At 72.1% G+C, this 15,495-nt stretch carries 14 protein-coding genes; 7 read left to right on the forward strand and 7 right to left on the reverse strand.

What is annotated here, in order from left to right; genetic code table 11:
• Positions 1 to 94: 94 nt before the first annotated feature.
• Both OHS59_RS13950 and OHS59_RS13955 read left to right on the forward strand, forming a co-directional pair.
• Positions 95 to 1,933 (forward strand): HSP90 family protein, encoded by a 1,839-nt coding sequence (locus OHS59_RS13950; protein ID WP_328493727.1) that lies wholly within the window; start codon positions 95 to 97, stop codon positions 1,931 to 1,933.
• Positions 1,930 to 5,028, forward strand: a complete 3,099-nt coding sequence (locus OHS59_RS13955) for a tetratricopeptide repeat protein (RefSeq protein WP_328493728.1) — start codon at positions 1,930 to 1,932, stop codon at positions 5,026 to 5,028. The genes OHS59_RS13950 and OHS59_RS13955 overlap by 4 nt, the downstream gene beginning before the upstream one ends.
• A gap of 148 nt (positions 5,029 to 5,176) precedes the next feature.
• Here OHS59_RS13955 and OHS59_RS13960 read toward each other — a convergent pair whose 3' ends face one another.
• Positions 5,177 to 6,904 (reverse strand): DAK2 domain-containing protein, encoded by a 1,728-nt coding sequence (locus OHS59_RS13960; RefSeq protein WP_328499197.1) that lies wholly within the window; start codon positions 6,902 to 6,904, stop codon positions 5,177 to 5,179.
• 250 nt (positions 6,905 to 7,154) lie between these two features.
• Between OHS59_RS13960 and rpmB the strand changes: the two genes are divergently transcribed.
• Positions 7,155 to 7,340, forward strand: a complete 186-nt coding sequence (gene rpmB, locus OHS59_RS13965; protein ID WP_107021922.1) for a 50S ribosomal protein L28 — start codon at positions 7,155 to 7,157, stop codon at positions 7,338 to 7,340.
• Between the two features lie 127 nt (positions 7,341 to 7,467).
• Here the strand turns inward: rpmB and thiD are convergent, their stop codons facing one another.
• Both thiD and OHS59_RS13975 read right to left on the reverse strand, forming a co-directional pair.
• Positions 7,468 to 8,280: a bifunctional hydroxymethylpyrimidine kinase/phosphomethylpyrimidine kinase gene (thiD, locus tag OHS59_RS13970; protein WP_328493729.1), complete on the reverse strand. Its 813-nt coding sequence runs from the start codon at positions 8,278 to 8,280 to the stop codon at positions 7,468 to 7,470.
• Positions 8,277 to 9,242 (reverse strand): thiamine-phosphate kinase, encoded by a 966-nt coding sequence (locus tag OHS59_RS13975; RefSeq protein ID WP_189775452.1) that lies wholly within the window; start codon positions 9,240 to 9,242, stop codon positions 8,277 to 8,279. Before OHS59_RS13975 ends, thiD begins: the two co-directional genes overlap by 4 nt.
• Positions 9,243 to 9,539: 297 nt before the next feature.
• Between OHS59_RS13975 and OHS59_RS13980 the strand changes: the two genes are divergently transcribed.
• Both OHS59_RS13980 and OHS59_RS13985 read left to right on the forward strand, forming a co-directional pair.
• Positions 9,540 to 9,773 carry an Lrp/AsnC ligand binding domain-containing protein gene (locus tag OHS59_RS13980; RefSeq protein ID WP_081219627.1) on the forward strand — a complete coding sequence of 78 codons (234 nt, stop codon included), beginning with the start codon at positions 9,540 to 9,542 and terminating at the stop codon, positions 9,771 to 9,773.
• A 20-nt stretch (positions 9,774 to 9,793) separates the two neighbouring features.
• Positions 9,794 to 10,303, forward strand: a complete 510-nt coding sequence (locus OHS59_RS13985) for a DUF3515 domain-containing protein (RefSeq protein ID WP_328493730.1) — start codon at positions 9,794 to 9,796, stop codon at positions 10,301 to 10,303.
• Between the two features lie 111 nt (positions 10,304 to 10,414).
• Here OHS59_RS13985 and OHS59_RS13990 read toward each other — a convergent pair whose 3' ends face one another.
• The 3 genes from OHS59_RS13990 to OHS59_RS14000 are packed head-to-tail and all read right to left on the reverse strand — an operon-like array spanning position 10,415 to position 13,498.
• Positions 10,415 to 11,572 carry a D-alanine--D-alanine ligase family protein gene (locus OHS59_RS13990; RefSeq protein WP_328493731.1) on the reverse strand — a complete coding sequence of 386 codons (1,158 nt, stop codon included), beginning with the start codon at positions 11,570 to 11,572 and terminating at the stop codon, positions 10,415 to 10,417.
• 58 nt (positions 11,573 to 11,630) lie between these two features.
• Positions 11,631 to 12,650, reverse strand: a complete 1,020-nt coding sequence (locus OHS59_RS13995; protein ID WP_328493732.1) for an NAD(P)H-dependent glycerol-3-phosphate dehydrogenase — start codon at positions 12,648 to 12,650, stop codon at positions 11,631 to 11,633.
• Positions 12,647 to 13,498 carry a lysophospholipid acyltransferase family protein gene (locus tag OHS59_RS14000; RefSeq protein WP_328493733.1) on the reverse strand — a complete coding sequence of 284 codons (852 nt, stop codon included), beginning with the start codon at positions 13,496 to 13,498 and terminating at the stop codon, positions 12,647 to 12,649. The genes OHS59_RS13995 and OHS59_RS14000 overlap by 4 nt, the downstream gene beginning before the upstream one ends.
• A 144-nt stretch (positions 13,499 to 13,642) precedes the next feature.
• Between OHS59_RS14000 and cofC the strand changes: the two genes are divergently transcribed.
• Both cofC and OHS59_RS14010 read left to right on the forward strand, forming a co-directional pair.
• A complete protein-coding gene (gene cofC / locus OHS59_RS14005) occupies positions 13,643 to 14,275 on the forward strand; it encodes a 2-phospho-L-lactate guanylyltransferase (protein WP_328493734.1) in 633 nt (210 codons plus the stop codon).
• Between the two features lie 135 nt (positions 14,276 to 14,410).
• Positions 14,411 to 14,614: a hypothetical protein gene (locus OHS59_RS14010; protein ID WP_328493735.1), complete on the forward strand. Its 204-nt coding sequence runs from the start codon at positions 14,411 to 14,413 to the stop codon at positions 14,612 to 14,614.
• Between the two features lie 121 nt (positions 14,615 to 14,735).
• On the opposite strand, the gene OHS59_RS14015 is transcribed toward OHS59_RS14010, so the two are convergent.
• The gene (locus tag OHS59_RS14015) at positions 14,736 to 15,428 is read right to left on the reverse strand and encodes an HU family DNA-binding protein (RefSeq protein WP_328493736.1); all 693 of its coding nucleotides are present in this window, start codon (positions 15,426 to 15,428) and stop codon (positions 14,736 to 14,738) included.
• Positions 15,429 to 15,495: the final 67 nt, after the last annotated feature.

The following is a 15,495-nucleotide window of genomic DNA, read 5'->3' on the forward strand; positions in this document are numbered from 1 at the left end:
CTACCATGGCCGCCTCCGGCACTGTTCGCGGTCGCCTCGTTCCGGGACCGCCCGACCCCGCGCCGTCGCACGTCCCCCCACCGGCGCAGCGACGATGGATTCCCAGACCTCACAGCCCTCTCCGGCATCCGAGTCACCCCATACGTTCCAGGTCGACCTGCGCGGCCTCGTGGACCTTCTCTCCCATCACCTCTACTCCAGTCCCAGGGTCTATCTGCGCGAACTGCTGCAGAACGCCGTGGACGCGATCACCGCCCGGCGCGCGGAGCAGCCGGACGCGCCCGCCCTGGTGCGGCTGTTCGCCGAGGGCGGCACCCTGCGCGTCGAGGACTCCGGGATCGGGCTCACCGAGGAGGACGTGCACAGCCTCCTGGCGACCATCGGCCGCAGTTCCAAGCGGGCGGACGGCCTGGAGTCGGCCCGTTCCGACTTCCTGGGCCAGTTCGGCATCGGCCTGCTCGCCTGCTTCGTGGTCGCCGAGCGCATCCGGGTGGTCAGCCGCAGCGCGCGCCTGCCGGACGCCCCGCCCGTGGAGTGGACGGCGAGCGACGACGGCTCCTACCGGGTCCGTACGCTGCCGCCCGAGGCCCGTGCCGAACCGGGCACCACCGTGTACCTGGAGGCCCGTCCGGGCGCCGCCGACTGGCTGGCGGAGGAGCGGGTGCTGTCGCTGGCCCGGGACTTCGGTTCGCTGCTGCCGTACGACATCCGGGTGGGCGGGGAGGCGGTGGCGGATCTGCCGGCGCCCTGGGACCGGTCGTATCCCGGTCCCGCCGCCCGGCGGGTCGCCCTCGCCCGGCACTGCCACGACCTGTTCGGGTTCACACCGCTGGACTCGATCGAGCTGAACGTGCCGCTGGCCGGGATCCGCGGAGTGGCGTACGTGCTGCCGTCCGCGGTGAGCCCCGCCCAGCGCGCCGGTCACCGGGTGCATCTGAAGGGCATGCTGCTCACCGAGCGGGCCGAACAGCTGCTGCCCGACTGGGCGTTCTTCGTGCGCTGCGTGCTGGACACGGACAGCCTGCGGCCCACCGCGTCCCGGGAGTCGCTGTACGAGGACGAGACCCTGGCGGGCGTACGGGAGGCGCTGGGCGAGCGGATACGGTCCTGGCTGACGGGGCTCGCGGCCGGTGATCCGGAGCGCCTCGCCGCCTTCCTCGCGGTGCACCACCTGGGGGTGAAGTCCCTGGCGCGGCACGACCGCGAGATGCTGCGCACGATGCTGCCGTGGCTGCCGTTCGAGACCACCGACGGGCCGCTGTCCCTTGAGGAGTTCGCGCGGCGGCACCCGGTGGTGCACTTCACCCGGACCGTGGAGGAGTACCGGCAGGTCGCGCCGATCGCGTCCGCCCAGGGCGTGGGCGTCGTCAACGGCGGCTACACGTACGACAGCGAACTGATCGAGGCGCTGCCCTCCGTGCGCCCGGGGACGGTCGTGGCGGAGCTGGACGCCGACACGGTGACCGCGCACCTGGACGCGGTCGACCCGGCCGTGGAGCTGGCCGTGGCGGCCTTCCTGGGGGCCGCGCGGGCGAAGCTCGACCCACTGGGGTGCGATGTCGTCCTGCGGGCCTTCCACCCGGTCTCCGTGCCCGCGCTGCACCTGGACGACCGGGCGGCCCGCCACGAGCAGGCCCGCGCGGACGCCGAGGAGCAGGCCGACGACCTGTGGGCGGGCATCCTCGGCTCGCTGCGCGGCAGTGCCCCCCGCGCGCGGCTGGTGCTCAACCACCTCAACCCGCTGATCCGGCGGATCAGTTCGCTCGACGACCGGGAACTGATCGGCACGGCCACGGAGTCGCTCTACGGACAGGCCCTGCTGATGGCCCAGCGTCCCCTGCGGCCCGCGGACTCGGCGCTGCTGAACCGCTCGTTCTTGGGCCTCCTGGAGTGGGCCACCCACAACGACCCCCCGGAGGAGGGCCACCGATGAGCGAGCCCACGGACCTGGACTTCGACGCGCTGCGCCGGGCGATGCAGGACAACTACGAGCAGCCTGAGGGTCCCGCCCGCAACGCGCGCGCGGAGCAGCTGCTCGTCGAGGCCGAGAAGCTGAACATCCCGCTCGCGGTGATCGAGGCGCTCGGCCACCAGCTGAAGGTCTACAACTACAGCTCCGAGAAGGACCGGATGTTCGTCCCCTTCGCGCGCCTGCTGCGCATGTGGGACGAACGGCCCGAGGACTTCGACGAGTACGAGATCCACTCCCTGCACTGGGTCTTCAAGTGGGTGTCCTCGGGGATGCTCGGCCAGCCGCACATACCGCTCGCCTCCATAGAGAAGTGGCTCGGCGAGATGGAGTACCGCTACCGGCTCGCCGGCCACTCCGAACGGGCCGTGCGCGGCGCCGAGTTCAGCGTGGCCAGGGAGGTCGGTGACCTGGCGCGGGCCGAGCGCGCGTACGCGGCGTGGCTGGCCGCGGACCGGGACCGGATGGCCGACTGCCACGCCTGTGAGCTGTGCGAGCAGGGCGGCTGGCGGGCCGAGCGGGGCGCGGACGCCGAGGCGCTGGAGCTGTGGCGACCGGTGCTGGAGGGCGAGTACACGTGCGCCCACGAACCGCATGCCGTCCTCGCGGCCTCGCTGCTGCCCCTGCTGCGGCTCGGCCGCACGGACGAGGCACGCGCCCACCACCTGCGCGGCTTCCGGCTCGTGCGCTCCATGGAGAGCATGCGCGGCGCGTACGCGGACCACGTGGAGTTCTGCGCGCTCACCGGCAACGAGGCGCGCGCCCTGGAGCTGCTCGCGGAGCGGCCCGCGTACTTCACGGACAGCGGCGAGCCGCGCAGCCGGATGGGCTTCCTGGCCGTGGTCGCCCTGCTGGCGGACCGGCTGACGTCCCTCGGGTTCGACACACAGACCGTGCCCGGTCCGGCCGGACGTGCCTGGACCGCGTCCGAACTCGCCGTCCACGCGCGCGTGGAGGCCCTTTCCCTGGCCGGGCGCTTCGACGAGCGCAACGGCACGACGCGGGTGAGCGAGCGCGTCCGGCAGCGCATGGACCAGCGGCCGCTGGTGGACCGCCTGCCGCTGGGCGTACGGGCGGTGCCGACCGTCCCCGCTCCGGTGCGGCCCGTGCCGACTCCCGAGACCGACACCGACACCGACGCCGACGCCGATGCGGGACCGGATCTGCCCGCACTGCCCGCGCTGCTCACCGAGGCCCGGCGGCTCGCCGCGGCGCTGCATCCGGAGTCCGTCGCGGCCTGGGCGGCGGTCGCCGAGGCCGTCGGGGACGAGGAGGCCGGGGCCGAGGAGTTGACCCTTCGCGACCGGGCGGAGATGACCGATCACGAGGCGATGGGTCTCGGCCCCGAGGGTGTGGAGCTGTTCGCCCGCGCCGCCGAGCTGTACGAGGAGGCGGGCGACCCGGGCGAGGCCCTGGCGGCACGCGCGCGTGGAGCGTACGCACTGGCCCTGTCCGGCCGCAGCCAGGAGGCACTGGCCGCGGCCTCGGAGCCGTACGAGCTGGTGCTCGCGCTCTTCGCGGAGGACGCGACCGGACTCCGGCAGGCCGCTTCCGTGCTGGTCGGGCGGGCCCGGATCCTGCTGCAGCGGGTGCACGAGGCGGCGGAGACGAACGGAGCCGGGGCGGGCGAAGGACCGCGGCGGGGACCGAAGGCTCGGGCCGCCGCGGAGACCGCCGCCCGGGAGTTGCTGGCCCTCGCCGGGCCGGGCGCCGGGGACGACGTGCTGGTCGCCGCGCGCGCGGCGGAGGCACAGGCGATGCTCGGGGAGCTGGCGGCGCTCTCCGGAGACGCGGAGACCGCCGCGGAGCTGCTCACACGGGCCTCGGAGGAGTTCGTCGCGGCCGGGGTGCCCTGGTTCGCGGTGGAGTACGAGGCCAGGCTGACCGGGCTCGCGCGCCACCTGGGCGACGCCGAGGCCGCCGAGCGGGCCGCCAGGGCCGCGCTGGAGCACGGGGCGCCCTTCATGGAGGCGACCGGCCATGCCCAGCTGCATCTCCAGCTGGCCGAGATACTCGGCGCCACCGGGCGGTTCGGGGCCGCGGCCGATCACGCCCTGGAGGCGTCGCACTGGGCCGACGAGGGCGGCGAGAGCGCCACGCTGGGCGCCTGGGCACGGCATCAGCTGGGCGGCCTTCTGCTGCGCCAGGAGCGGTGGGCGGAGGCCGCGGAGGTCCTGGAGTCGGCGCTGCCCGAACTGAGCGCGCGGACGCACGGCGACGAGGCGATCGTGCAGACCCGGTGGTGGCTCGGCGACTGTCTCACCGAGCTCGGTGAGCACCGCGAGGCCGCCGAGCACTGGCTCCGGGCCGCCGACATCGCCCGGCAGTGGCCCGAGCAGCAGGACCACGCGACGCTCGCCCACCTCGCCGCGGAGGCGCTCAGCCAGGCGGGGCTGCTTTCCGAGGCGGAGCGGGCCTACGAGCGCGCCGGTGATCTGTGGGGAACCCTCGGCAACGCCCCCGGGCTGATCCGCTCGCTGCGGGCCCGCGCGTGGCTCGCGGTGCGCGGGCGGGACGCCGAGGAGGCCGCTGGCTCCGAGCGGCCGGAGGGTACCGGGCTCGACGCGGCGCGGGAGTTGATGGGCAGGGCGGTCAGTGTGTGCGAGGCCGCCGTGTCCGAGGGCGGGGTGTCCGAGGACGGTGTGTTCGAGGACGGTGTGTTCGAGGACGACGGGGCCCGTGAGCTGCTCGTGTCCGAACTCGCCCACACGCATCGGCAGTTCGGTGACCTGGTCGCCCGTTCCGTACCCGACGACGCCGAGGACGAGGCGATCCGTGCCCTGTTCGAGGAGGCGCTGGCCCATCTCACTCTGGCTGTCTCCGGGTTCCTCTCGCTCGGTGAGGACGCTCTCCACGACCGGACGGGGGCGCAGCTTGCCGCCGGGTGGCTGGAGGCCGACCTCGACCATCCGGGGTGGGCGGGGGCGCGGGCTCGGGCGGTGCTTTCCGCGTATGCCGGTCCCGGCGCCGGCGCTGATGTCGGTGTCGGTGCCGACGAGCTCGTGGGTGCTCGTCTTGCCGAGGCGGAGCGGTTGTTGCGGGCGGTGGAAGGGGGCTGAGCGGCGGATTTCGGGTGCGGGTCCGCTGTGGCTGGTCGCGCCGTTCCCCGCGCCCCTGGAGGGCGAAAGACTGCGCCGTTCCCCGCGCCCCCGAAAAGCCAAAGACTGCGCCGTTCCCCGCGCCCCTTTCGGGGTGTGGTCGGCGGGGTTACTCCACGCCGATCAGCAGCAGTGCTCCCTGGCGGCCGCCGCGGTACACGACCGTGTCCACGGCCAGGTAGGACTCGCGGACCCGGGCTTCCAGGTGGTCCGCGATCGTGTCGGGGGCCTCGTCGCCCAGGACCAGGGTGACCATCTCGCCACCCGCCGAGAGCATCCGGTTCAGGACCGACTCGGCGGTGGCCGTGACGTCGGAGCCGATCACGGCCACGTCACCGTCGATGAGGCCGAGGACGTCGCCGGCCTGGCAGATGCCTGCCATGGTCCAGGACTGGCGTTCCGCGACCTCCACCTCGGCGTAGCGGGTCGCGCCCGCCGCCGAGGTCATCGCGACCACGTCCTCGTCGAAACGTCTCTCCGGCTCGTGCACGGCGAGCGCGGCGATCCCCTGCACCGCGGAGCGCGTGGGGATCAGCGCGACCCGCACGCCCTCGGTACGGGCCTGCTCGGCCGCCGCGGCGGCCGTGTGGCGCAGCTCGGCGTCGTTCGGCAGCAGGACCACTTCGAGCGCGTGGGCCCGCCGTACCGCCTCGACCAGTTCTCCGCTGGCCGGCGGCTCTCCGGGGCGCGCGAGGACGGTGGTGGCTCCGGCCTCCGCGTACAGCCGCGCGAGGCCTTCTCCGGGGACGACGGCCACGACCGCGCGCTGTGCCCTCTCCCGGACCGGTCGGACGGTCGAACCCGTGGTGTGCGCGTCGGCCGGCCCGAAGTGCGTGATCCGGATCCGGTGCGGGCGGCCGGCCTCGACGCCCGCCTCGACGGCCGCGCCCGCGTCGTCGACGTGCACATGCACGTTCCACAGTCCGTCCCCGCCGACCACGACGAGCGAGTCCCCGAGGGCGTCGAGCCGGTCGCGCAGTCGCGCCACGGCTCTGTCGTCCGCCTCCAGGAGGTAGATCACCTCGAACGCCGGGCCGCTCTCCTCCTCCGGAGCGGGAGCGGGGCCGCCGTCCGCGCACTGCGCGTCCGCCGCCTCCACGCGCGCGTGGGACGCGAGCACCGGGACCGCTCCCACGGCGGGGGCCTCGCCGGTGAACGTCTCCACCAGCGCCGCCAGCACGGCCACGAGTCCGCGTCCGCCCGCGTCGACCACTCCGGCCCGCTCCAGGACCGCCAGCTGCCCGGGAGTCGCCGCGAGCGCCGCCCGCGCTCCCTCGTACGCGGCCCGCGCGACCACCGCGCAGTCCCCCTCGGCGCCCGAGGCGGCGTCGGCGGCGGCGGAGGCGACCGTGAGGACCGTGCCCTCGACCGGGTGCGCGACCGCCTGCCGGGCCGCGTCGGCCGCGTACCGCAGGGCGAGCCGCAGGCCCCGGCCGTCGGTGTGTACGGGGTCGCCGTCGGCGGCGAGCACCTGTGCCATGCCCCTCAGGAGCTGCGCGAGGATCGTCCCGGAGTTCCCCCTGGCCCCGATGAGAGCGCCGTGCGCCATGGCCCGTACCGCGTCGGCGAGCGTGGGCCGCTCGACCTCGGGCCCGCGGGGAAAGGTATCGGGCCCCCCGGTGCCGCCGGAGACGGCGGCGTGCGCCGCGAAGACCGCCTCGACCGCCGCGGCCGCCGACTCGACGGTCAGATAGAGGTTGGTACCGGTGTCCCCGTCCGCGACGGGATAGACATTGATCGCGTCGATCTCCTCGCGCGCGCGGCCCAGGGCCTCCAGCGCGAGTCCGCACCAGGCGCGTACCGCGGATGCGTCCAATGTCTGCGGCACCTGCGGCACCTGCGCCTCCTTGAGCAGCCGAACGTCCGACGCAGCGTAGACCCAGGTGGGGTGCCCGCCGGAAGAGGGCGCCGGGAGGGACGTCGCGCGGGACATGGTAGTTTCGTTGTACGGACGCAGTCGTTGTATGCTGCTCCGGTTGCCCGATCTGATCGGGCCTTCCCCCTGGCAGCGCCACTCAGATCCTACGATCTTGATCTCGGCATGCCGGGATCCACCGTAAGAGCATCTGAAGTCTTTGGAGTGACCCGTGGCTGCCAACTGCGACGTCTGTGGCAAGGGGCCGAGCTTCGGCAACAGCATCTCGCACTCGCACCGCCGTACGTCCCGTCGCTGGAACCCGAACATCCAGCGCGTCCGTACCGTGGTCAGCGGGACGCCGAAGCGCGTCAACGCTTGCACCTCGTGCATCAAGGCCGGCAAGGTCTCGCGCTGATCGCTCTGCAACAGCGCGCAGCCACTGCTGGTCCACCGCTCAAAGCCGGTCCCCCTCACGGAGGACCGGCTTTTTGCTGTTCCTCAGCGCCGCTCAGCTGCTCAGCGCTGCATGGTTGTGCCGCCGCTCAGGTGAGCCGCCACCCGTGACGGACCGGGCCGATCCCGGCCCCGAGCGCGAACCCGGCCTCGATCGCCCCGGTGACGTACTCCTTCGCCGCCACGACCGCGTCCGGTACCGACCCCCCTTTCGCCAGCTCCGAGGCGATCGCGCTGGCGAGCGTGCACCCCGTGCCGTGGGTGTGCCGGTTGTCGAACCGGGGCGCGCGCAGCCACAGCTCGTCGGAGCCGTCGGTGAGGAAGTCCACCGCGTCCCCGCTGAGGTGACCGCCCTTGATCAGCGCCCAGGCCGGCCCGTACGACAGCACGGCCGCCGCCGCCCGCCGCATCCCGTCCTCCGACTCGACCGTCACACCCGTGAGCTGGGCCACCTCGTCCAGGTTCGGGGTCGCCACCGTAGCCACCGGAAGCAGCTTCGTCCGTACGGAGTCCAGTGCGGACGCGGCCAGCAGGGAGTCGCCGTGCTTGGAGACCCCGACCGGGTCGACGACCACGGGCGCGTCGGTGCCGCCGATCAACTCGGCGACGGCCTCGACGAGTTCGGCGGAGGAGAGCATGCCGGTCTTGACCGCCTGGACGCCGATGTCGTCGACCACACTGCGGTACTGGGCGCTCACCGCCTCCACCGGCAGCTCCCAGGCGCCCTGGACGCCGAGGGAGTTCTGCGCGGTGACGGCGGTGAGCACGCTCATGCCGTGCACGCCGAGCGCGAGCATGGTCTTCAGGTCCGCCTGGATCCCGGCCCCGCCGCCGGAGTCGGAACCCGCGACCGTCAGCACGCGGGGCGGGACGGGCCGGGTGCCGCCCGGAGGTGTGCTCATGACTCGATGTCCCCGAAGTGGTCCCAGCCGCCCTTGCTGGTCCAGGGCGCCCCGTCGACGGTGACCTGGGGCAGCGCCGACGGATTGAGGACCTCGCCGATCACCTTCCAGCGGGCGGGCAGTTTCACGTCCGCCGGGAAGGTCGCGACGATCGCGTGGTCCTCGCCGCCGGTGAGCACCCACTGGATCGGGTCGACGCCGACGGCCTGTCCGATGTCGTTCATCTGCGTGGGGATGTCGACGGCGCCGGAGCGGATGTCGATGCGCACCTTGCTGGCCTCGGCGATGTGCCCGAGGTCGGCGATCAGCCCGTCGCTGACGTCCGTCATGGAGGTCGCGCCGAGCCCGGCCGCCGCGGGGCCCGCGTGGTACGGCGGTTCCGGGCGGCGGTGGGCCTCGACGAAGGCGCGCGGCGAGCGGAAGCCACGGGAGAGCACGGCGTGCCCGGCCGCGGACCAGCCCAGCCAGCCGGTCACGGCCACCACGTCGCCGGGCCGTGCGCCGCCCCGGGTGACCGGCTCGTGGTTGCGCAGGTCGCCGAGCGCGGTGATCGCCACCGTGATCGTGTCGCCGCGTACGACGTCTCCGCCGACCACCGCGGCGCCCGCGACCTGGCACTCGTCGCGCAGGCCGTCCATCAGCTCGGAGGGCCAGGTGGCGGGCAGTTCGGCCGGGACGACCAGGCCGAGGAGCAGCGCGGTCGGCACCGCGCCCATGGCGGCGATGTCCGCGAGGTTCTGCGCGGCCGCCTTGCGCCCGACGTCGTACGCCGTGGACCAGTCGCGCCGGAAGTGGCGCCCCTCCAGGAGGATGTCGGTGCTCGCCACGACCCTGCGGTCGGGGGCGGCCACCACGGCCGCGTCGTCACCCGGCCCGACGCGTACCGCCGGGGTGGTGGTGAGCCGGGAGGTGAGCTCCTTGATGAGCCCGAACTCCCCCAGCTCGCCCACGGTTCCCTTCACCGAGTCTCACCTGTTCCCTTCGTGCCCATGAGGCGCGTTGCCTTCTGTTCGTGTGTGCGGCCGGTCCGTTCGTGCGGTCGCCCGGCCGGATCGTGCGTGCGGGCTGATCGTTCGGGCGGGCGCCCGGTCGCGGGCCGTCCCGTACCTCGGTACCGTCGAGTCAACCGTCAACCTGTGCGAGCCGTGTACCCCAACGCGCAAGCCCCCGCCCCCGCGGGTCTCCCCGTGGCGTGCGGCGACGCGATACCGTGGCGTTCCTTTTCCCCACATGATCCTCGTGGCCGCCCTGGAGGTTCCGTGGTACAGGCGTACATCCTGATCCAGACGGAGGTCGGCAAAGCGTCGACCGTCGCCGAGACGATCAGCAAGATTTCGGGGGTGATCCAGGCCGAGGACGTGACAGGGCCGTACGACGTGATCGTGCGGGCCCAAGCCGACACAGTCGACGAACTCGGTCGCATGGTGGTCGCCAAGGTCCAGCAAGTGGACGGCATCACCCGCACCCTGACCTGCCCGGTCGTGCACCTGTAGCCCCCGTCTACGCTGGGCCGGTGGACTTCTTCCCTCACCGGCGTGCTTCTTTGGTCGGGCTGCCAGCCCTCGTCCTGCTGATCGCTGCCACTGGCTGCTCCTCAGCAGACGACAACATCCCGGCCTCGGTTCCCAGTCCGGGTACGAAGGCCACCAAGCTGTGCCAGAACCTGGACAAGTCGCTGCCACGGAAGGTGGACGGCCTCGATCGGGAGGATCCCGAGCCCCGGTCAGCACTGACCGCGGGCTGGGGAAGCCCGGCGATCATACTGCGCTGCGGGGTGTCGCGGCCCGCGAAGATGGTCGACCCCAAGGTGGCCAACGGTGACGACCCCGCGGCGATCGGCGGGGTCGTGAACGAGGTCGACTGGCTGATGGAGAAGCGGGAGGGCGGGGTGACCCGCTTCACCTCCGCGCAGCGGCGCGTGTATGTGGAGGTGACCGTCCCCTCCGGGCGGGACACGTCCTCTGTTCTCGTCGATCTGGCCGGGGCCATCAAGTCCGCGATTCCCAAGGGGATCGCGGACTGAGGACCCCGGTCGGTTCGTGGTCGGGTGCGGGTGCGTCGTGGCTGGTGTTGCGCGGTTCCCCGCGCCCCTGAAAGCCAAAGCCCGTGCCCGTGCCCGTGAAGGCGAGGAGATTCAGCGCAGGCCCGTCGGTCGGCGGAGGGCTGCCTGGATCAGGCGGTCGACCAGTTCCGGGTACGGGACTCCGGTCGCCTCCCACATCTTGGGGTACATGGAGATCGGCGTGAAGCCGGGCATCGTGTTGATCTCGTTGATCACGAACTCGCCGTCCTCGGTGAGGAAGAAGTCCGCGCGGACCAGCCCCTCGCAGGAGGCGGCCTCGAAGGCGTCGACGGCCAGGCGCCGGATCTCGGTGGTCTGCTCGGCAGTCAGCGGGGCGGGCACGATACCGGGCGTCGAGTCGATGTACTTCGCCTCGAAGTCGTAGTAGGCGTGCGACTGCACCGGCGGGATCTCGGCCGGCACCGAGGCCCGGGGCCCGTCCTCGAACTCCAGGACCCCGCACTCGATCTCGCGACCGCGCAGCAGCGCCTCCACGAGGATCTTCGGGTCGTGGTGCTGGGCCTCCGCGATCGCCTCGTCGAGGCCGGACAGGTCCTCGACCTTGGTGATGCCGATCGACGAACCGGCGCGCGCGGGCTTCACGAAGAGCGGCCAGCCGTGCTCCCCAGCGAAGTCGATGATCTTCTTGCGGGCCGCCGACTCGTCCTGCTCCCACTCGCGGGGACGGATCACCACGTACGGGCCGATCGGCAGCCCGAAGGAGGTGAACACCCGCTTCATGTACTCCTTGTCCTGGCCGACGGCCGAGGCGAGCACGCCCGAGCCGACGTAGGGGACACCGGAGAGCTCCAGCAGACCCTGCAGGGTGCCGTCCTCGCCGTACGGGCCGTGCAGCATCGGGAAGACGACGTCGACCTCGCCGAGCGCCTTGGGCACCGAACCCGGCTCGCTGTAGACCACTTCGCGGTTGGCGGGGTCGACGGGCAGGATCACGCCGCCCTCGCTCGACTCGGCGAGTTCCTCGACCTCGGGCGTACGACGCTCGGTGATCGTCATCCGCTCCGGGTCGTCGGCGGTGAGCACCCAGCGGCCTTCCCGGGTGATCCCGATCGGCAGGACGTCGTACTTGGTCCGGTCGATGGCCCGCAGGACGGCTCCGGCGGTGACCATGGAGATCCCGTGTTCGGAGCTGCGCCCGCCGAAGACGACGGCCACGCGCGGCTTGCGAGGCGGCTGCTCAGGGCTCTGGGGAAGGTTCTCGGTGCTCATATCGGGTTGAGGGTACCCGGTGGTAGGGCTCCGAGTCAGCGGCCGGTGGCGGGGTCGCTCAGTGCCGTTCCGGCTTGGCGCTGCGTGACATCAGTTCCTTGACGGCGACGACCGGCGGCTTGCCCTCGTGGACGATCTCGACGACGGTCTCCGTGATGGGCATGTCGACCCCGTGCCGGCGCGCCAAGTCCAGTACGGACTCACAGGACTTGACGCCCTCGGCGGTCTGCTTGGTGACCGCGATGGTCTCCTGGAGGGTCATGCCCCGGCCGAGGTTCGTACCGAAGGTGTGGTTGCGCGAGAGCGGCGAGGAGCAGGTCGCCACGAGGTCGCCCAGGCCCGCGAGTCCGGAGAACGTCAGCGGTTCGGCGCCCATCCTGAGCCCGAGCCGGGTCGTCTCCGCCAACCCCCGTGTGATGAGGGACCCCTTGGCGTTGTCGCCGAGACCCATACCGTCCGCGATGCCGACGGCGAGGCCGATGACGTTCTTGACCGCGCCGCCCAGCTCGCAGCCCACCACGTCGGTGTTGGTGTACGGCCGGAAGTACGGCGTGTGGCAGGCGGCCTGGAGGCGCTGGGCCACGCCTTCGTCGCTGCACGCGACCACGGCGGCGGCCGGCATCCGGGCGGCGATCTCACGGGCCAGGTTGGGCCCGGTGACCACGGCGATCCGGTCGGCGCCGACCTTGGCGACGTCCTCGATCACCTCGCTCATCCGCATCGCGGAGCCGAGTTCGACCCCCTTCATGAGGGAGACGAGCACCGTGCCGGGCGCGAGCAGCGGCGCCCATTCGGCGAGGTTCCCGCGCAGGGTCTGCGAGGGCACGGCGAGGATCGTGAAGTCGGCTTCGCGGGCGGCCTCTGCGGCGTCCGTGGTGGCGCGCAGGTTCTCCGGGAGTTCGATGCCCGGCAGGTAGTCGGGGTTCGTGCGGGTGGAGTTGACCGCTTCGGCGATCTCGGCCCGCCGTCCCCACAGCGTCACGTCGCAGCCGGCGTCGGCGAGCACCATGCCGAAGGCCGTGCCCCACGATCCGGTCCCGAAGACGGTCGCCTTGACGGGCCTGCCGGATGTCGTCACTTGCCGTGCCCCTTTTCGTGCTCTGCCTCGGTCGTGTCCCGCACGGCCGTTTCCCGTGCGGTCCTTTCCTGCTCGTCCAGCCTGCCGTGCTCGTCGTGCGCTTCCTGCTCGTCCTGTTCCCGTGTCCTGCGCCGCTGCTCGATGCGCACCTGGCGCGGGTCGTAGCGCGTGGCCGGCGCCTTCTCCCCGCGGATCAGCTCCAGCTGTGCGGTGATCGCGGCCATGATGACCTCGGTCGCCTCCTTCAGGAGGCCGGGGGTCATCTCCTTGTCGTAGAAGCGCGAGAGGTCCACGGGCGGGCCCGCGAGCACATGGTGCGTCTTGCGCGGAAAGAAGTCGGGCTTCTTCGCGTACGGGGCCAGCAGGTGGTTGGCGCCCCACTGGGCTACCGGAATCACCGGGCACCTGGTCTGCAGCGCGACCCGCGCGGCACCCGTCTTGCCGGTCATCGGCCACAGGCCGGGGTCACGGGTGAGGGTGGCCTCGGGATAGAAGGCGACGCATTCCCCGCGTTCCACGGCGTCGATCGCGGCCCTGTAGGCGCTGAGCGCGTCGGAACTCTCGCGGTACACCGGGATCTGCCCGGTCCCCCGCATGGCCGCCCCCACGAATCCGCTCTTGAAAAGCCCGCTCTTGGCGAGGAAACGCGGAACCCGGCCGGTGTTGTACTGAAAGTGCCCGTAGGCGAACGGATCCGCGTGAGAATTGTGGTTCACCACGGTGATAAATCCGCCATCGGCAGGAATGTTCTCCATTCCGCGCCAGTCCCGCTTGATCAGAACCACCAGCGGCGGTTTGACGAGGACCGCTGAGAAGCGGTACCAGAAGCCGATTCTGCGGCGGGACACGCGAACACCTTCCTCTTGGGCCTGGGGGGCCGCACAAGTGTCGCCCCGGGCCGCCTGTCTGTCGAGAACACCGTACGCCCCGGCCTCGGACCCTTCCCGGTGCCCGGGGGACAATGGACGGGACAAGGGAGGGACGGAGCGCTCGTGCAGTGGATCTTGGTCGTACCCCTCAAAGCCCTTGCGCGGGCGAAGAGCAGGCTGTCGGACACCGCGGCCGACGGTCTGCGCCCCGGGCTCGCCCTCGCCTTCGCACAGGACACGGTGGCCGCGGCGCTGGCCTGCCCGGAAGTCGCGGATGTGGCCGTAGTCACGGGCGACGCGCTGGCCGGACGCGAGCTGGCCGCCCTGGGTGCCCGGATCGTCCCGGACGAGCCCGGGGGCGGTCTGAACGCCGCCCTGAGGCACGCGGCGGCGGTCGTACGCACCAGAAAACCGCACACTCCGCTGGCGGCCCTGAACGCGGATCTGCCCGCGCTGCGCCCGCCGGAATTGGCCCGCGTGCTCACCTCGGCCGCCGAATTCCCCCGGGCTTTCCTCACCGATGCCGCCGGATTCGGCACCACTCTCCTGGCCGCGTCGCCCGGCCACGAATTGCTTCCCGCTTTCGGAACGGATTCCCGCGCCCGCCATCGCGCGTCGGGCGCCATGGAACTTCTCCTGCCCGCGGTGGATTCCGTGCGCCAGGACGTGGATACGGGCGCGGACCTGCGAGCGGCCCTGGCCCTGGGCGTGGGCCCGCGCACGGCAGCGGCGGTCCAACGCCTCACAGCAGCCTGAGCCCCTTCAGAGGCGCGGGGCTGCGACATTGTGCGGCTCCGCCGCGGGGGCGCGACCAGCCCCCACCGGCCCGCGCGTACCCGCCGACCCCAGACACCCCCTCCCCCGGCAAGGGGAACCGCATACTCTTCCCCCATGCAGGCGACCGCGTACACATACGACCCCGAAACCCGCTCCGGCCAGGTGCTGCTGGACGACGGCACCCCCGTCCCCTTCGACGCCCCGGCGTTCGACAAGGGCGGCCTCAGACTGCTCCGTCCGGGCCAGCGCGTACGGATCGAGGTCGACGGCGAGCGGGACGACCGCCGCATCACGCTGGTGACCCTGCAGACCTTCTGAGCTTCTGGCCTTCTGGCCTTCTGGCCTTCTGAGCTTCTGAGCTTCTGAGCTTCTGAAAACGCCGCGGGCCGGGCTCCCCCGTGGGAGCCCGGCCCGGCGCGTTTATGCCCTACGCCCCTGTCTACCTGCGGGCGGTGGCCTTCTTGGCGGTGGTGGTGCTGCGGGCCGCCGACTTCTTGGCCGGGGCCTTCTTGGCCGCCGCCTTCTTCGCGGGGGCCTTCTTCGCCGCCGCCTTCTTCGCGGTGGTCTTCTTGGCCGTGGCCTTCTTGGCCGTGGTCTTCTTGGCGGCCGCCGAGGTCTTCTTGGCGGTCGTCTTCTTGGCCGTGGCGGTGGTCTTCTTCGCGGCCGCCGAGGAGGTCTTCTTCGCCGCGGTCGCCTTCCTGGTCGTCGCCGCGGCCGTGGTCTTCTTCGCGGCCCCCGTCGCCTTCCTGGCGGTGGTGGCCTTCTTGGCCGCGGCCTTCTTGACCGTGGCGGAAGCGCCACCGCTCAGGCTGCCCTTGGGGGCCTTCTTGACCGCGACGTCGTTCTTGGGGAGCTTCTTCGAGCCGCTCACCAGGTCCTTGAACCCCTGGCCCGCGCGGAAACGCGGCACGGAGGTCTTCTTGACCCGAACCCGCTCTCCGGTCTGCGGGTTACGGGCGTAACGGGCCGGACGGTCCACCTTCTCGAAGGAACCGAAGCCGGTGACCGAGACCCGGTCCCCGCCGACAACTGCACGCACCACGGCGTCCAGTACGGCGTCGACCGCGTCAGCGGCCTGCTGACGCCCGCCGACCTTGTCGGCAATCGCTTCTACGAGCTGCGCCTTGTTCACGTCTTCCCCTTCGGAGACATTGCCAGAACGAAAGTGTTCAAGCTTTTTCGCACGTTAGGCAGATATA

The sequence above is a fragment of the Streptomyces sp. NBC_00414 genome (assembly GCF_036038375.1).
In the GTDB taxonomy this organism is placed as follows: Bacteria; Actinomycetota; Actinomycetes; order Streptomycetales; family Streptomycetaceae; genus Streptomyces.

Bases quoted from the DNA above. Each gene is read 5' to 3' on its own strand.
- OHS59_RS13950 (WP_328493727.1), top strand. From the start codon at position 95: ATGGATTCCCAGACCTCACAGCCCTCTCCGGCATCCGAGTCACCCCAT.
- OHS59_RS13955 (WP_328493728.1), top strand. From the start codon at position 1,930: ATGAGCGAGCCCACGGACCTGGACTTCGACGCGCTGCGCCGGGCGATG.
- thiD (WP_328493729.1), bottom strand. From the start codon at position 8,280: ATGAGCACACCTCCGGGCGGCACCCGGCCCGTCCCGCCCCGCGTGCTG.
- OHS59_RS13990 (WP_328493731.1), bottom strand. From the start codon at position 11,572: ATGAGCACCGAGAACCTTCCCCAGAGCCCTGAGCAGCCGCCTCGCAAG.
- OHS59_RS14010 (WP_328493735.1), top strand. From the start codon at position 14,411: ATGCAGGCGACCGCGTACACATACGACCCCGAAACCCGCTCCGGCCAG.